A 14,562-nucleotide genomic window follows, 5' to 3' on the forward strand; every position below is an offset into this window, starting at 1 on the left:
GACGTCGCGTCAACGCTCCAGACAACAAGGGGGTTTGTATGCAGGGTCGAACGCCGAAGACGCTCGGGCTCGCCATCGTCGGCGCCGGCCGCGTCGGCCTGTTTCGCGGCGAGGTGGCGACGCGGCATCCGTCGGTCGGCTGGATCGGCATCGCCGAGCTGAATCCCAACCGGGCCGCCTCGGTGGCCGAGAAGATCGGCGCCGACTACGTCACCAACAGTCATCGCGAGCTGCTGGCGCGGCCCGAGGTCAACTGCGTCATCATCGCGACCGACGAGCATCTCCATATCGACCCGATCATGGCGGCGGTGGAGCGCGGCCTGCCGATGCTGATCGAGAAGCCGCTCGCCACCGATCTCGCCGCCTCGGCCCGTGTGCTGGCCGCGATCGAGACGGCCGGGCTCGACGCCGTCGTCGGCTACACCCAGCGCTTCCGGCGCCGCTGGCTGGCCGCCAAGGAGAAATGCCGCAGCGGATCGCTCGGCGAGATCGAGCTGGTCACCTCGCGCGCCTTCATGAATCGCCTGGTGGCGATCGACAACTACAAGCGCACCGACGATCCCTCGACCATCTCGCCACTGGTCATCTCCGGCACCCACGCGCTCGACATCTGCATGTGGTGCCTGGACGCCAAGACGCCGACCGAGGTCTACGCCCGCTCGGTCGACAAGGTGCTGGGGCCGCTCTACCAGGGCATCGACGCCACCGCCGGCATGATCATGTTCTCGGACGGCACCGTCTATCACCTCAGCATCTCGTGGGCGATGCCGGTGACCTGGCCGGCCGCCGTCTACAGCCTGGAGGTCGGCATCGCCGGCACCACCGGCGTGCTCACCATCGACGACACCCACCGCGACATCGTGCTGGCGGTGTCGAAGCCGCAGTCGGAGGGCTACAATCCCGACGAGAGCCGGCTGGTCGACTTCATGGGCAGCTATCCGCCCGGCGACATGGCGATGGGCGAGCTGCGCGGCCCGATGGCCGAGGAGACCGTGTCGTGGCTCAACCGCATGGCGCTCGGCATCCCGACGGTGGCGGCGACCGCCGCCGAGGCGCACCGCAACCTGATGCTAACCAAGGCGCTCGATCTGTCCGCCAAGCTGAAGAAGCCGGTGCCGCTGCCGCTCGATCCCGCCGTCCTCGCGGCGGCGGCTTGACGTTCGTCGCAGAGCCTGCGGCCCCCGCCGCGGCGGCCTGATGTTCGCTCGCCGATCCTGCGGCCGCCACGGCGGCCGGCCTCGCATTCGTTTCCGTCCCGTTTCGCCAATCGATACTGGAGGATCAGAATGAATCGTCGCCAAGCCGTCGGATTTTTGCTCGGCGCCACCGCCGCGGCCGCCATCACCGCGCTGTCCGCCGCCGCGGCGGCCGAGGACCCGGCCAAGTATCCGAGCCAGCCCATCCGGGTGATCGTGCCGTTCGCGCCGGGGGGCGCCTCCGATTTCGCCATGCGGCTGTTGCAGCCGGCGATGTCGCAAGCGCTCGGCCAGCAGATCGTGATCGAGAACCGCGCCGGCGCCGCCGGCAATGTCGGCATGGACGTCGCGGCGCGCGGCGCGCCGGACGGCTACACGGTGTTCTTCGGCAATGTCGGCACCGTGTCGATCAACCCGACGCTCTATCCCGACATGACGGTGAAGCCCGACAAGGCGTTCGTCGCCGTGTCGGTCGCCTCCGAGACACCGAGCGTCTACATCGCCAACCCGAAATTCCCGCCGAACACCGTCAAGGAGCTGATCGACTACGCCAAGGCACGGCCCGGCAAGGTCAACTTCGCGTCGCCCGGCAGCGGCAGCGTCGACCGGCTGGAGATGGAGCTGTTCCGCAAGGCCGCCGGCCTCGACATGAATCACGTTCCCTACAAGGGCGGTGCCGGCCCCGCCGTCGCCGACATTCTCGGCGGCCATGTCGAGCTGATGTCGGTGACGCTGCCGTCGGCGATGCCGCACATCAAGTCCGGCCGCGTCAAAGTGATGGCGATCACCAGCCGGGAACGCAATCCATCGCTCCCCGACGTGCCGACCGTGGTGGAGCTCGGTTATCCGGACATCGTCGCCACCTCCTGGCAGGGCTTCCTGGTGCCGGCCGGCACGCCGCGGCCGATCGTCGACAAGCTGTTCCAGGCGATCGTCAAGGCGACCGCCGCCCCGAAGGTGAAGGAGCGGATGCTGGAGGGCGGCGTCACCGCGGTGGCGAGCGACTCGCCCGAGCAGTTCAAGACCTTCATCGACAAGGAGACGGCGCGCTGGGCGGTGGTCATCAAGGAGTCCGGCGCGATCGCGGACTGAGGACAACCGAGCGCCGGCCGCCCGGGCCTCGCGGCCCGCAGCCGAGGCGATCCCGATGCCGACGAAGCACGCCCCGAATCCGCTCGTCCCCGCGCCGGCGGGGACCCAGGACCACACGGCAAGCGCCGCCTGGAGTCCCGCTTTCGCGGGACTGAGCGGAGCGTGGGGCGAGGCGTCATGTGACCACCCGCCGGTGTCATCCGCCACGCGGGGCGCGCACCACCGACGCCACCATTCCAAGCGATGGAGATCCCCGTGCGCCTTCGCGTCTCGACCGACCTGGTCACCGGCCTCCTGTTCCTCGCGCTCGGCCTGTTCGCCATCGCGTATGGCTGGACGTATCCGCTCGGCACGCCGGCCCGCATCGGCCCCGGCTACTTCCCGCTGCTGATCGCCTCCGGGCTGGCGCTGCTCGGCCTCGTCCTCGTGGTGCGTGGCCTGGTGGCTCCCGGCGAGCGCATCGGCGCCATCGCGGCACGGCCGCTGGTGTTCGTGCTGGCCGGCACGTTTCTGTTCGGGCTGCTGGTCGAGCGCGCCGGCTTCATCCTCGCGGCCGTGTTGGTGGTGGTGCTCGCGCGCCTCGCCGACCGCGACTTCCGGCCCGTCGAGGTGGCGATCCTCGCCGTCGTGCTGGTGTCGTTCATCGGCGCCCTGTTCTGGCTCGGGCTGAGCCTGCCGCTGCATCCGCTGCCGACGTGGTGAGGTTCCCATGGACGTCCTGAGCAATCTCGGCCTCGGCTTCGCGGTCGCGCTCGATCCGCTCAACCTGCTCTATGGATTTCTCGGCGTGCTGCTCGGCACCGCCATCGGGGTGCTGCCGGGCCTCGGCCCGGTCGCCACCATCTCGATCCTGCTGCCGGTCACCTTCACGCTGCAACCGCAGTCGGCCATCATCATGCTGGCCGGCATCTATTACGGCGCCGCCTATGGCGGCTCGACGACCGCCATCCTGGTCAACCTGCCGGGCGAATCCTCCTCGGTGGTGACGACGCTCGACGGCTACCAGATGGCGCGCCAGGGCAAGGCCGGGCTGGCGCTCGCCACGGCAGCGCTGTCGTCGTTCATGGCCGGCACCATCGCGACCTTCATCATCGCCTTCGCGGCCCCGACCGTCGCCGAGTTCGCCCTCGACTTCGGGCCCGCCGACTACTGCTCGCTGATGGTGTTCGGCCTGGTCGCCGCCGTCATCCTGGCGCACGGCTCGGTGATCAAGGCGATCGGCATGATCCTCACCGGCATCCTGCTCGGCACCATGGGCATCGACGTCAACTCCAGCCTGCCGCGCTTCACCTTCGGGGTGCCGCAGTTCGGCGACGGCATCGATTTCGCGGTCATCGCCATGGGCATCTTCGGCATCGGCGAGACCATCACGAACCTGGCCCGCGGCACCGAGGCGCGCGAATACGTCAAGAACTATCGCGGCCTGTGGCCCTCGCCGCACGACCTGAAGGCGATCGTCCGGCCGGCGCTGCGCGGCACCGGGCTCGGCGCCGCCCTCGGCATCCTGCCGGGCGGCGGCCCGGTGCTCGCCTCGTTCTCGGCCTATGCGCTGGAGAAGAAGATCGCGGCTGAACCCGACCGTTTCGGCCGTGGGGCCATCGAGGGCGTCGCCGCCCCGGAGGCCGCCAACAATGCCGCCTCGCAGACCGCGTTCATCCCGCTGCTGACGCTGGGCCTGCCGGCGAGCCCCGTGATGGCGCTGATGATCGGCGCCCTGATGATGCACGGTCTCTATGCCGGCCCGCAGCTCATCGCCCAGAAGCCCGAGCTGTTCTGGGGGCTGGTCGCCAGCATGTGGATCGGCAACCTGATGTTGGTGGTGCTCAACCTGCCGCTGGTCGGCATGTGGGCGAAGCTGCTCACCGTGCCGTACCGGCTGCTCTATCCGTCGATCCTGCTGATCTGCTGCATCGGCGTCTACTCGATCCGCAACGACGCCCTAGATGTGATCGTGGCGAGCGTGTTCGGCCTCGTCGGCTACGTGATGACCCGCCTGCAATGCGAGCCGGCGCCGCTGCTGCTCGGCTTCATCCTGGGGCCGCTGATCGAGGAGAATCTCCGCCGCGCGCTGCTGATCTCGCACGGCAGCCCGAGCGTGTTCTTCACCCGGCCGATCAGCCTGACCTTCCTGATCCTGACCGCCATCGTGGTGGCGATCCTGGTGCTGCCGGTGATCCGCTCGGGCCGCGCGCGGGTGTTCGCCGAGGAGACGAACTGACGGCGTGGCCCGCCGCGAAGCCGACCGTTGCGCTTGTCGGGCCAAGTTCGTCTGCGTGTCGGACGGAGGTCAGCCCGGCGTCCCCGCCGAGGCCGGCGTCGGGGATGAGATGGCGAGATCGGCCAGCACCGCATCCCAACGGGCGAAATAGCGCGCGTTCGAGAACAGCTCGCCATACAGTGCCCGCGCCGACCCGGCGCGTGTCGACCGCTGCCGCCGCACCTCCTCCATGGCATCGGCGAAGCCCGCGGCGTCGTCGACCACGGCGACACCGCCACGCCCGGGCTCGATCGGCAGGCCGCGCAGCGCCAACGACGTGGCGATCACCGGGCGGTCCGCCGCCAGGGCCTCGATGGTCTTGATCGAGATGCCGGTGCCGAAGCGGGTCGGGAGGATCACCGCAGCCGAGCGACGATACACATCGGCGATGTCGTCGACATCGCCGAGACACCACGGCCACCAGCGGGCGTGGAGGTCCGGCCGGATCGTCCGCAGCCGGCTGGCGATCGGGCCCACGATGGCGACCCGGATGTCCGGCGCGAGGCGCGGCGCCACCTCGTCGAGAAACCAGGTCAGGCTGATCTCGTTGCCGGGATTGACGTTACCGACATAGAGAAAGTCGAACAGCGGCGGCTCTTCGGGCAGTGTCAGCAACCTGTGCTCGGTGGTGGGCGCGAGGGTTGCAAGGGTCAGGTGATGGCGCCCCGGCGCGTGAGCCCGAAAGTAGTCGAGATCGTGCGCCGTGACATGGGTCAGCGCATCGGCGCCGGCGACCAGGCGCAGCTCGTCGCGGGCGAGCACCTCGCGGGCATCGGGTCCACCGCGAAAGCTGTTGTGGATCTTGCCGACCGCATACAGCTCCGCCTGCACGTCCTGGGTCTCCAGCACGACGCGCGGGCGCGGCCGGCCGCGACGGGCGAGATGGTGCAGCACGGTCTCGACTGTGCCCATCTGAAAGCAGTGGCTGGCGATGATGAGCCGCAAGTCATGCGCATCGAGGACTGCGACCAGCTCCGGCGGCAGGGTGGCGGCGCGGGCGTAGCGCGCCATCACGGCGAGCTGCGAGTCGCGGCCATGGGCGAGCCAGCGATAAAATCCGGCGGAGCGCCACCGCCGCAGCCCCTGATCGGTGAGGCCGGCAGCGATCAGATCCGGTCCCACGTCGTCGGGATGGCTGCGGCAGTCGCGCTCGACGGCGGCGAGCGTGTCGCGCCAGAACGCAGCGTTTCGGCTCCGGTGAATCGGAAGATGCGGTGCCAGCAGCATCGCGGTGCGGAAGCCGCGCGCCGCCAGATAGCGGGCCTGGGCGGCGAACAGATTGGTGCTGCCGGTCCGCGGCCATGGCGATGCGACGACGAGGGCGGAATCGGACATGCGATGGACGCGGGCGGTGGACGCCGGGATGCCGTGATCGGCTCGACAGGCCTCGTACCATGCGCTCGAGCTGACGGAAACCCTCAACTTGCGATGATGACATTATCGCCTCTCGCGCGGATGTCGGCGCGGGAGTCTCGACCCCTGATGGACTGGCGGCAGACAGGTCACCATGCGACAAGACTGGTCCATCGCCACGGACCGAGCAGGCAGCGAGGAACCGAAACGCATGATGGCACTGCCGCGGGTGAGCGTGGTCGTCACCAGCTACAATTATGCCAGCTATCTGCGGGAGGCGGTCGCCTCGGTCCGGGCCCAGACCTACGAGCCGATCGAGTGCATCGTGGTGGACGACGCCTCGACCGACGGCAGCGACGCCGTGCTCGACACCATCGCGGCCGAATGGCCGGACATTCGTGCGATCCGGCACGCCGAGAATCGCGGCCAGACCGCCGCATGCATGACCGGCTTGGCGGCTAGCAGCGGCCACTATGTCGTGTTTCTCGACTCCGACGATGCACTGTGCCCGGACTTCGTCGCCACCCATGTCTATGTGCATCTGTCGTCGCGGATGCACCCGGGCCTGACGTCGAGCGACATCTTCCAGGTGGTCGAGAACGAGGTCGTGCTATCGACGTTCCAGCCCTTCAACGATCGCGTCACGGATCGTCAGCCGACCGGCAAGTCAGTCTTCCGGCCGATCGCACCGGCGCCCGACGGACCGTGGGCTCTCGCGGCTCCGGCCCCCGACCTGCTCGAGTCCGCCGTGTACGTGCCGCCCGGGCAGGTCGCCTGGTGCTGGTCGCCCGGCAGCGCCAACATGTACCGACGAGACGCGATCGCGCTGTTCGCCGATGCGCCCGAACTCACCACGATGCGGCTGAACACCGACGCGATGCTGTGCATGGCGATCGGCCATCGTTGCGGCAGCGTGCTGATCGACCGGCCTCTCTCCCTGTATCGCCTGCACGGCGGCAACGGAGCATCACGGCAGGCGCAGCTCGCCAATGTGCGGGTCATTTCTCCCGAGAAGGAGCCGTCGCTCCAGGCGGTCGTCGATCTGATCGAAATCTACACCCGCGAGGCGGTCGCGATGGTGGCGAGCTTCTGGTCCGCCGAGACCTATCTGCATCTGCTCGAGCGACTGGACGCGCATCTCGCGACCGGCGGCCGCGCCGGCGTGCTCGACGCGGCGATCGCCCGCCATCACGCGGCGCTGGTGGCGGCGATCGGCCCGGCGCGCCTCGCTGCCTGGACGGCGGCGCGAGCACGGCGCAGCCGCCGGCAGCGCTGGCGGGCACTCCGGCGGCGCTGGCTGCGCCGACGCTGATCGACGCCCGGAGGACGCCGCTCTCAGGCGGTGCCGCCGACCGTGATGCGATCCATCCGCAGGGTCGGCTGGCCGACCCCGACCGGCACGCCTTGGCCGTTCTTGCCGCAGGTGCCGATGCCGTGATCGAGGGCGAGATCGTTGCCCACCATGGTGATGCGGTGCAGGTCGGTCGGCCCGTTGCCGATCAGCATGGCGCCCTTCACCGGCGCCCCCACCCGGCCATCCTCGATGCGATACGCCTCGGTGCATTGGAACACGTACTTGCCCGAGGTGATGTCGACCTGGCCGCCGCCGAAACTCACGGCGTAGAGCCCATTCTTGACCGAGGCGAGGATCTCGGCCGGGTCGCGGTCGCCGGCCAGCATCATGGTGTTGGTCATGCGCGGCATCGGCACATGGGCGAAGCTCTCGCGCCGGCCGTTGCCGGTCGGGGCCATGCCCATCAGGCGGGCGTTCTGGCGGTCCTGCATGTAGCCGACCAGGATGCCATCCTCGATCAGCACGGTGCGGTTGGTCGGCGTGCCCTCGTCGTCGATCGACAGTGAGCCGCGACGCGACGCGATCGTGCCATCGTCCACCACGGTGACGCCCCTGGCCGCCACCTGCTGGCCCATCAGGCCGGCGAAAGCCGATGTCTTCTTGCGGTTGAAGTCGCCTTCGAGCCCGTGGCCCACCGCCTCGTGCAGCATCACCCCGGGCCAGCCGGGGCCGAGCACCACGTCCATCTCGCCGGCCGGCGCCGGCACCGAGTCGAGATTGACGAGAGCCTGCCGCACGGCATCGTCGGCCGCCCCGCGCCACGCCGCCTCGGCGACGAACTGATCGATGGTGGCGCGGCCGCCATAGCCGTGGCTGCCGGTCTCCTGGCGGTCGCCGTCGCCGACCACCACCGAGACATTGAGCCGCACCATCGGGCGCACGTCGCGATAGGTCTCGCCGTCCGAGCGAACGATCTCGACCATCTGCCAGGACGCCGCGATGCTGGCCGTCACCTGGCGCACCCGCGGGTCCTTGGCCCGCGTATAGGCGTCGATCGCCTCCAGCAGCTTCACCTTCTCGGCGAAGGCGACGCCGGCGAGCGGGTTGGCGTCGGTGTAGAGCTTGGCATTGGTACGTGGGGGCGGCGCGGCGAGAACTCCCGAATAGCCGCCCTTGACGGCCCGCACCGCATCGGCGGCGCGGCCGATCGCCGCCTCGGACAGGTCGGACGCATGGGCGTAGCCGACCGCCTCGTCCTTCACGGCGCGCAGCCCGAAGCCCTGAGTGGTGTCGTAGGTCGCCTGCTTCAGCCGGCCGTTGTCGAACAGCAGCATCTCGGACTGGCGGTACTCGAGAAACAGCTCGCCGTCGTCGGCGCCGTCGAGCCCGCAGGCCAGCAGGCTGGTGACCTTCGGCCGGTCGAGGCCGGCGCGGTCGATCAGGGAGGTGGTGGCGGTCATGGGGGCTCCGTGGTCTGCCTGGTCCCGACCAGATAATGCCTCGACCGGGCCGGCGCGAGGGGAAAGGCCGTGGCCGCCGCGGTCGGCCGGCTGCCGCCGCGCCCGCGCCAGCGGCGCGACAGGGCGACCGCCGGCAGCTCGACGAAGCGCCAGCTCAGCCACGCGAGCGGCGTGACGGCGAGCGCCGAGGCGACGCCGAGGACGAGCGCGAGCACCGGACCCGGCACCCCGGCGGCAAGCGCCGCCGACAGCGGTCCGGGGATCGACCACACCACCAGCAGGGTCAGCGGATGCAGCAGATAGAAGCTGTAGGAGATGCGGCCGTAGAAGCGGGCCACCGGGCTGTTGAGCACGCGATCGAAGCCCGGGCACGCTCCGCCGGCAATCGCCCCGATCAGGCCGGCTGCCGCCAGTGCCTCGACCACCACGGACCAGTGTGACGCGAAGCCCAGCAGCGGCCGGGCGGCGCAGAAGGCGGCCACGGAGACGAGCGCGAGGCCGAAGCGGCCGCGATCGCCGCCGCGGCCGGCGGCGGTGCGGACCACAACCTGCACCAGCACGCCGACCAGAAAGCAGAACACCAGCCCGAAGCCGTCGACCCCGGGCAGCCGCCAGCCCTTGGCGAAGGACAGCCCGAGCAACAGCAGCGTCAGGGCCGCGAGCGCCGCCACGCCGAACCGCCGCAGGACCGCGACGGCGAGGAGGATGAACGGGCCGGCGAGCAGCTCGACCTGGAGACTCCACATCACACCGTTGAGATCGACGGCGACGAGCAGCATGTTGCGGACGATCTGCCCGAACCCGACATCGCGACCCGCCAACCACAAGGCCAGCGCGAACAACGGCACGGCCGCGAACACCGCCGGATAGAGCCGCAGCACGCGACCGAGCAGGAAGCCCGCCGCCGAGCGGACGGTCAGCGCCCCCTCGCGCGACAGCGACAGGGCCAGCACGAAACCGCTCAGCACGAAGAACACGATGACGGCGCCGTGGCCGTTGCAGAACACCGCGACATAGAGGCGCCACACCGCCCCCCATCCGGCCGCATCCCAGTCCGGCGCACCACCGAGCAGCGGACGCCCCGGCGCATAGCCGGCCTGTGCGGCATGGAACAGCGCCACCAGCCAGGCGGCGATCCCGCGGATGGACTCCAGCCGCGGAATGAACGTCGGGTTCGGCGCCGCAGCCGTCATGCCCCCAGCACCAGGACGCGGTCGAGCGCGACATCGACGCCGACCGCGGCGCCGGGCGTGAGGCCCTCCGGAGCGCTGCCCTGGGGGACGTCGACCAGCACCTCGGTGCCCGCCTCGGCGCCGGCGACCTCGACCCCGAAGCGCTCGACGGCGCCCAGGAACTCCCGGTAGCGGAGCGTGCCGGGCAGGCGCACACGACCGGGCGCCGGGGCCGCGCCGGGTGCCGCCAGGACCGCGTGATGAGGACGGAACACCAGCCGGGCGCCGGGGGCCGGCTCGCCGTCGGGAAGCGCCGCCGGCGGCAGCGGCACGGTGCCGGCCGCGGTCACGAAGGCAGGCGCGGCGCCATCCCGATGGATGTCGCCGGCGAGCAGATTGGTGCGGCCGAGAAAGCCGGCGACGAACAGGTTCGCGGGCCGGTCGTAGAGCTCGGCCGGGGCGCCGACCTGCTGCACGGTGCCGTCCTTCAGCACGGCGATGCGGTCGCAGATGGTGTTGGCCTCCTCTTGGTCGTGGGTGACGAAGATGGCGGTGAGGCCGAGCCGCTGCTGAAGCTCGCGTAGCTCGCGCCGCACTTCTCCGCGCAACTTCGCATCGAGGTTGGACAGCGGCTCGTCGAGCAGCAGCACCTTGGGCTCGACCACGATGGTGCGGGCGAGCGCGACGCGCTGCTGCTGGCCGCCGGAGAGCTGGGCCGGGCGCCTGGCGGCGAACGGCCCGAGGCCGACGAGATCGAGCGCCGCCGCCACCCTGCGGGTGATCTCGGCACGCGGCAGCCGCCGCTCCTCCAGCCCGAAGGCGACGTTCTGGGCGACCGTCATGTGGGGCCACAGGGCGTAGGACTGGAACACCATGCCGACGTCGCGCTTCCACGGCGGCAGATCGGAGACGTCGCGGCCGCCGATCAGCACCCGCCCGTGATCGGCCTGGTTGAACCCGGCGATCAGCCGCAGCAGCGTGGTCTTGCCGCAGCCCGACGGCCCTAGGAAGGCGAAGAACTCGCCCGGCCGGATCGCCAGGTCGACGTCGCGCAGCACATGGTTGTCGCCGTACCACAGGTCGACATGCTCGATGGCGACGTCGACCGAGGGAGTGGTGCGGGCCTCGTTCACGAGGGTCATCCGGTCGCTCCGGGGATCGTCGGGGCGGCGACGTCGCGGCTCTGCCGCCGGTGCTGACGCTCGACCACGAGGTGGGACAGGAAGGTGCAGACCGCCACCAGCACCACCGCGATGACGCCCAAGGCGGCGCCCGGGCCGCGGCCGGCCGGCGACTGCATGAACACATAGAGCCCGTAGGCGAGCGGCGCATCGGAATTCGACTGCACCAGCATCAGGGTGGCGGCGAGCTCGACCGACGCGGTGGCAAACGAGGAGATGAAGCCCGCCAGCATGCCGCCCGAGATCAGCGGCACCACCACGCGGCGCAGCGTGCGCGCCTTGGTGGCGCCGAGATTCTCGGCCGCCTCCTCGAGCGACACCGAGATCTGCTGGAGCGCCGCGTAGCAGGCGCGCAGCGCATAGGGCAGCCGACGCACCGCAAGCGCCAGCACGATGACGATCCACAGCGTGGCGAGCGGCACGCCGCCGACATCGATGCCGTAGAAGGCGCGCAGATAACCGATGCCGATCACCACGCCCGGCACCGCGACCGCCGCCATGGCGGTCCAGTCGAGCCACTGGCGACCCGGCAGCTTGGCGCGCAGCACCAGATACGCGATGGCGGTGCCGAGCACGACGTCGATCAGTCCGGCCAGCGAGGCGTAGAGCAGCGTGTTGGTGATGTAGAGCGACGAGTCGCCGAACACGCGCGCGTAATGGGCGAGCGTGAAGCCGTCCGGCAGCGGGCTGTAGGACCACACGGTGGCGAGCGAGAGGAGCAGCAGTGCCGCATGCGGCGCCAGCACCAGCGCCAGGATGGCCAGCACCACCGCCCAGGCGATCAGCCGCTCGCCGCGTCGCAGCGGCCGCGTGTCGAGCCCGCCGCCGCCACGCTGCACGGTGGCGTAGTCACGCCCCCGCATCGCCAGCATCGACAGCACCACGGCACCGACCGACAGGAGAACCAGCACGACCGCGATCACGTAACCCATCGGGTCGGCGATGCCGATCGAGGTGATGCGCAGATAGGCCTGCGGCGCCAGCATGTCCTTGACGTTGAGGAGCAGCGGCGTGGCGAGATCGTCGAACACCTTGACGAACACCAGCGAGGCCCCTGCCACATAGCCCGGCATGGCGAGTGGAAAGACGATGCGGCGGAACAGCCGCAGCCCCGAGCTGCCGAGATTCTGGGCCGCCTCCTCCATGCTGCGGTCGATAGTCCGCAGCGCCGTCGAGAGATTGAGCAGGATGAACGGGAAGTAGTGGACCCCCTCGACGAAGATGACGCCGTTCAGCCCCTCCATGAACGGGATCGAGATGTCGAACCACTCGCCGAGCAGCAGGTTGATGGTGCCGTTGCGGCCGAAGAAGAGCTGCATGGCGACGGCGCCGACGAAGGGCGGCATGATCAGCGGCAGGAAGCCGAGCGTCTGCACCAGCGCGGCGCCACGGAACCGATAGCGCGTCGTCACCACGGCGAGCGGCAGCGCCAGCACGGTCGCCAGCACCACCGTCATGGCGGCGGCCCAGACCGAGTTCCAGGTGGCGCGGACGAACAGGTCGGTGCGGGCGAAGTCGACGAAGTTGACCAGCGTGAAGGCGCCGGTGCCCTTCTCGGTGAACGCCACGTAGACGACGGTCGACACCGGGATGACCAGGGCGACCAGCAGGAACGCCATGATGGCGAGCGCCACCACCCATTGGCCGGGCGTCGCGGCCGCGGCTCCGGCGCGCTTCTCGCGGGGCGCTGTCGTCGGCAAAGCGAGAGTCATTCACCTCTCCGCGACGGGAGCCCCAGGATCGGTGGACGATCGTCGTGTCGCGTGTGGAGCCGGCGACGGTCCCGTTTCACTGACCCGACGCAGAGCGTCGGCTGGCCTTCTCCCCGCTCGCGGGGAGAAGGTGGCTCGCCGCGAAGCGGCGGGCCGGATGAGGGGCTCCACCATGAGGCGGACACTCGCGGCAGATCCCCCTCACCCGGATCGCTGCGCGATCCGACCTCTCCCCGCGAGCGGGGAGAGGTGAACCGAGCGGCCAGGACAATGTTCCGGGGCTGGCGATACCCCAGGACGCCGGTGCTCCCTCTCCCGCGACCGGAGAAAGGTGAAGGCCGCGCCGGGACGACGTCGCTCCGCATCACTTCGCCAGCCGCACCGCGTCGTCCGCCTTGGCCTTCGCCTGGGCGTAGTGATCACGCGCAAAAGCGGCCCAGCGGTTCTCCAGCTCGGCCTGCCGCGCCCCCTTCTCCTTGGCGCCCGTGAAGGCGCCCGCGATCTCGGGCGAGGCCGCCTCGGCGGCCGTCACCGGCATCGTGGCGACGAGGTCGCGCGCCTCCTTCACCAGCGCCCGCGCCGGCGCGCTGTCCTTGCGGGCGAGCGCCGCCTCGGCCTCATGGATCGCCTTGGTGGCCGCCTTCAGGCCGTCGAGCTGGAAGGTGATCAGTTGGTCGAACAGTGCATCCACCACGGCGGTGCGCTTCTCGGACACCTCGGGGTCGAACTTCACCTTGGCGCCGAGGGACGGGTCCTTGAACGGGTTCGGGTAGTCGGCCGGTGCCTTGGCGTAGGTCGCCGGGTTCACCGGCAGGCGACGGATGGTCGGCTCCAGCAGCACCTCCTGGCCCTTGTCGGAGAGCAGGAAGTCGATGAAGGCCGCGGCGCCGGCGCGATTCGGCGCGTCGGTCACGATGCCCACATTGGCCGGCACGATGGTGGTGACGCTCGGATAGACGAACTTGACCGGGAAGCCGGCCGCCTGAGCCGAGAAGCCGAAGAAATCGATGACGACGCCGACGCCGATCTGGCCCGAGTTCACCGCCTCCGGCACCCCGAAGGAGCGCTCGGTGACCTGGCGGAAGTTGCCGGCCATCGCCTTGATGGTGCGCCAGCCGTTGTCCCAACCCTCGCCCTGAAGGATGGTCTCGATGGTGAGATGGGTGGTGCCGGAGCGCGACGGCGCCGCGATGGCGACGTGATCGAAGAACACCGGCGCCGCGAGGTCGCTCCATTCCTTCGGATCGGGTAGCTTGTTGGCCCGCGCGTAGCGGGTGTTCCACATGATGCCGTAGCCCGAGGCGGCGAAGCCGAAATAGAAGCCGTCCGGATCGTTGATCGGGAAGGCGCCGATCCGGTCCGGGATGCCGGTCGCCTTCGGCTGGTGGCGAGCCAGCAGGCCCTTGCTCTTGAGCACCTCGAAGGCATCCGGCGCCGAAGCCCAGAACAGATCGACCAGGTTCTTGGCCCGGGTCTCCTCGAGATACTTCACGCCGGCATTGGTGTTGCGGTTCTGCACCTCCAGCGTGAAGCCGGGCGCCGCCTGCTCAAACGCCTTCTTGATCGGGTCGGTGACGTCCTTGGAGAAGGAGGTGACGACGGTGACGCGGGCGGGCGTCTGCGCGGCGGCGGGGTCGGCGGCTTGGCCGAGGACGCCCGCGGCGGCGAGGCCGAGAACGGCGAGCAATCGGAGCATGGCGGATGGCACCCTGAATGGTCCGGCGGAGCTGGCCGCAGCATACCGATCCACGGCCGCGCGGTCACGCGGCGCCGATCCCCTTCCACCACTGGCCCCGCAGACCGGCGGCCCGCAGACGGCGGCCCGACGACAAAGGGGCGGCCTGT

The 14,562-nt window shown here is 70.1% G+C and carries 11 protein-coding genes; 5 read left to right on the forward strand and 6 right to left on the reverse strand.

The features are described 5' to 3' along the window. Positions 1-38 precede the first annotated feature (38 nt). From ACFQUV_RS02315 to ACFQUV_RS02330, 4 genes are all read left to right on the forward strand, one after another. Positions 39-1,157: a Gfo/Idh/MocA family protein gene (locus ACFQUV_RS02315; RefSeq protein ID WP_129609409.1), complete on the forward strand. Its 1,119-nt coding sequence runs from the start codon at positions 39-41 to the stop codon at positions 1,155-1,157. A 129-nt stretch (positions 1,158-1,286) separates the two neighbouring features. After that, a complete protein-coding gene (locus tag ACFQUV_RS02320; protein WP_129609410.1) occupies positions 1,287-2,288 on the forward strand; it encodes a tripartite tricarboxylate transporter substrate binding protein in 1,002 nt (333 codons plus the stop codon). A gap of 255 nt (positions 2,289-2,543) precedes the next feature. Further along, positions 2,544-2,990: a tripartite tricarboxylate transporter TctB family protein gene (locus tag ACFQUV_RS02325; RefSeq protein WP_158859653.1), complete on the forward strand. Its 447-nt coding sequence runs from the start codon at positions 2,544-2,546 to the stop codon at positions 2,988-2,990. Between the two features lie 7 nt (positions 2,991-2,997). Further along, entirely contained in the window at positions 2,998-4,506 is a 1,509-nt protein-coding gene (locus ACFQUV_RS02330; protein WP_129609411.1) for a tripartite tricarboxylate transporter permease, read from the forward strand. 69 nt (positions 4,507-4,575) lie between these two features. Here the strand turns inward: ACFQUV_RS02330 and ACFQUV_RS02335 are convergent, their stop codons facing one another. After that, positions 4,576-5,880 carry a glycosyltransferase family 4 protein gene (locus ACFQUV_RS02335; protein ID WP_129609412.1) on the reverse strand — a complete coding sequence of 435 codons (1,305 nt, stop codon included), beginning with the start codon at positions 5,878-5,880 and terminating at the stop codon, positions 4,576-4,578. A 229-nt stretch (positions 5,881-6,109) separates the two neighbouring features. Between ACFQUV_RS02335 and ACFQUV_RS02340 the strand changes: the two genes are divergently transcribed. Then, a complete protein-coding gene (locus ACFQUV_RS02340; RefSeq protein WP_165363926.1) occupies positions 6,110-7,210 on the forward strand; it encodes a glycosyltransferase family 2 protein in 1,101 nt (366 codons plus the stop codon). Between the two features lie 23 nt (positions 7,211-7,233). On the opposite strand, the gene tldD is transcribed toward ACFQUV_RS02340, so the two are convergent. From tldD to ACFQUV_RS02365, 5 genes are all read right to left on the reverse strand, one after another. Next, the gene (tldD, locus tag ACFQUV_RS02345; protein WP_129609414.1) at positions 7,234-8,652 is read right to left on the reverse strand and encodes a metalloprotease TldD; all 1,419 of its coding nucleotides are present in this window, start codon (positions 8,650-8,652) and stop codon (positions 7,234-7,236) included. Beyond that, positions 8,649-9,845, reverse strand: coding sequence for an acyltransferase (locus ACFQUV_RS02350; RefSeq protein ID WP_129609415.1), 1,197 nt, complete (start codon positions 9,843-9,845; stop codon positions 8,649-8,651). Before ACFQUV_RS02350 ends, tldD begins: the two co-directional genes overlap by 4 nt. Further along, positions 9,842-10,966, reverse strand: a complete 1,125-nt coding sequence (locus ACFQUV_RS02355) for an ABC transporter ATP-binding protein (protein WP_129609416.1) — start codon at positions 10,964-10,966, stop codon at positions 9,842-9,844. Before ACFQUV_RS02355 ends, ACFQUV_RS02350 begins: the two co-directional genes overlap by 4 nt. Then, positions 10,963-12,717 carry an iron ABC transporter permease gene (locus ACFQUV_RS02360; RefSeq protein WP_129609417.1) on the reverse strand — a complete coding sequence of 585 codons (1,755 nt, stop codon included), beginning with the start codon at positions 12,715-12,717 and terminating at the stop codon, positions 10,963-10,965. The genes ACFQUV_RS02355 and ACFQUV_RS02360 overlap by 4 nt, the downstream gene beginning before the upstream one ends. A gap of 364 nt (positions 12,718-13,081) precedes the next feature. Continuing rightward, positions 13,082-14,413 (reverse strand): ABC transporter substrate-binding protein, encoded by a 1,332-nt coding sequence (locus ACFQUV_RS02365; RefSeq protein WP_129609418.1) that lies wholly within the window; start codon positions 14,411-14,413, stop codon positions 13,082-13,084. Positions 14,414-14,562 lie beyond the last annotated feature (149 nt).

It is taken from the genome of Rhodoplanes sp. P11 (assembly GCF_964266735.1).
In the GTDB taxonomy this organism is placed as follows: Bacteria; Pseudomonadota; Alphaproteobacteria; order Rhizobiales; family Xanthobacteraceae; genus Rhodoplanes; species Rhodoplanes serenus.

Coding starts and splice junctions, on each gene's coding strand:
- ACFQUV_RS02335 (WP_129609412.1), bottom strand. CDS start 5,880: ATGTCCGATTCCGCCCTCGTCGTCGCATCGCCATGGCCGCGGACCGGC.
- ACFQUV_RS02355 (WP_129609416.1), bottom strand. CDS start 10,966: ATGACCCTCGTGAACGAGGCCCGCACCACTCCCTCGGTCGACGTCGCC.
- ACFQUV_RS02360 (WP_129609417.1), bottom strand. CDS start 12,717: ATGACTCTCGCTTTGCCGACGACAGCGCCCCGCGAGAAGCGCGCCGGA.
- tldD (WP_129609414.1), bottom strand. CDS start 8,652: ATGACCGCCACCACCTCCCTGATCGACCGCGCCGGCCTCGACCGGCCG.
- ACFQUV_RS02365 (WP_129609418.1), bottom strand. CDS start 14,413: ATGCTCCGATTGCTCGCCGTTCTCGGCCTCGCCGCCGCGGGCGTCCTC.
- ACFQUV_RS02320 (WP_129609410.1), top strand. CDS start 1,287: ATGAATCGTCGCCAAGCCGTCGGATTTTTGCTCGGCGCCACCGCCGCG.
- ACFQUV_RS02350 (WP_129609415.1), bottom strand. CDS start 9,845: ATGACGGCTGCGGCGCCGAACCCGACGTTCATTCCGCGGCTGGAGTCC.
- ACFQUV_RS02315 (WP_129609409.1), top strand. CDS start 39: ATGCAGGGTCGAACGCCGAAGACGCTCGGGCTCGCCATCGTCGGCGCC.
- ACFQUV_RS02330 (WP_129609411.1), top strand. CDS start 2,998: ATGGACGTCCTGAGCAATCTCGGCCTCGGCTTCGCGGTCGCGCTCGAT.
- ACFQUV_RS02340 (WP_165363926.1), top strand. CDS start 6,110: ATGATGGCACTGCCGCGGGTGAGCGTGGTCGTCACCAGCTACAATTAT.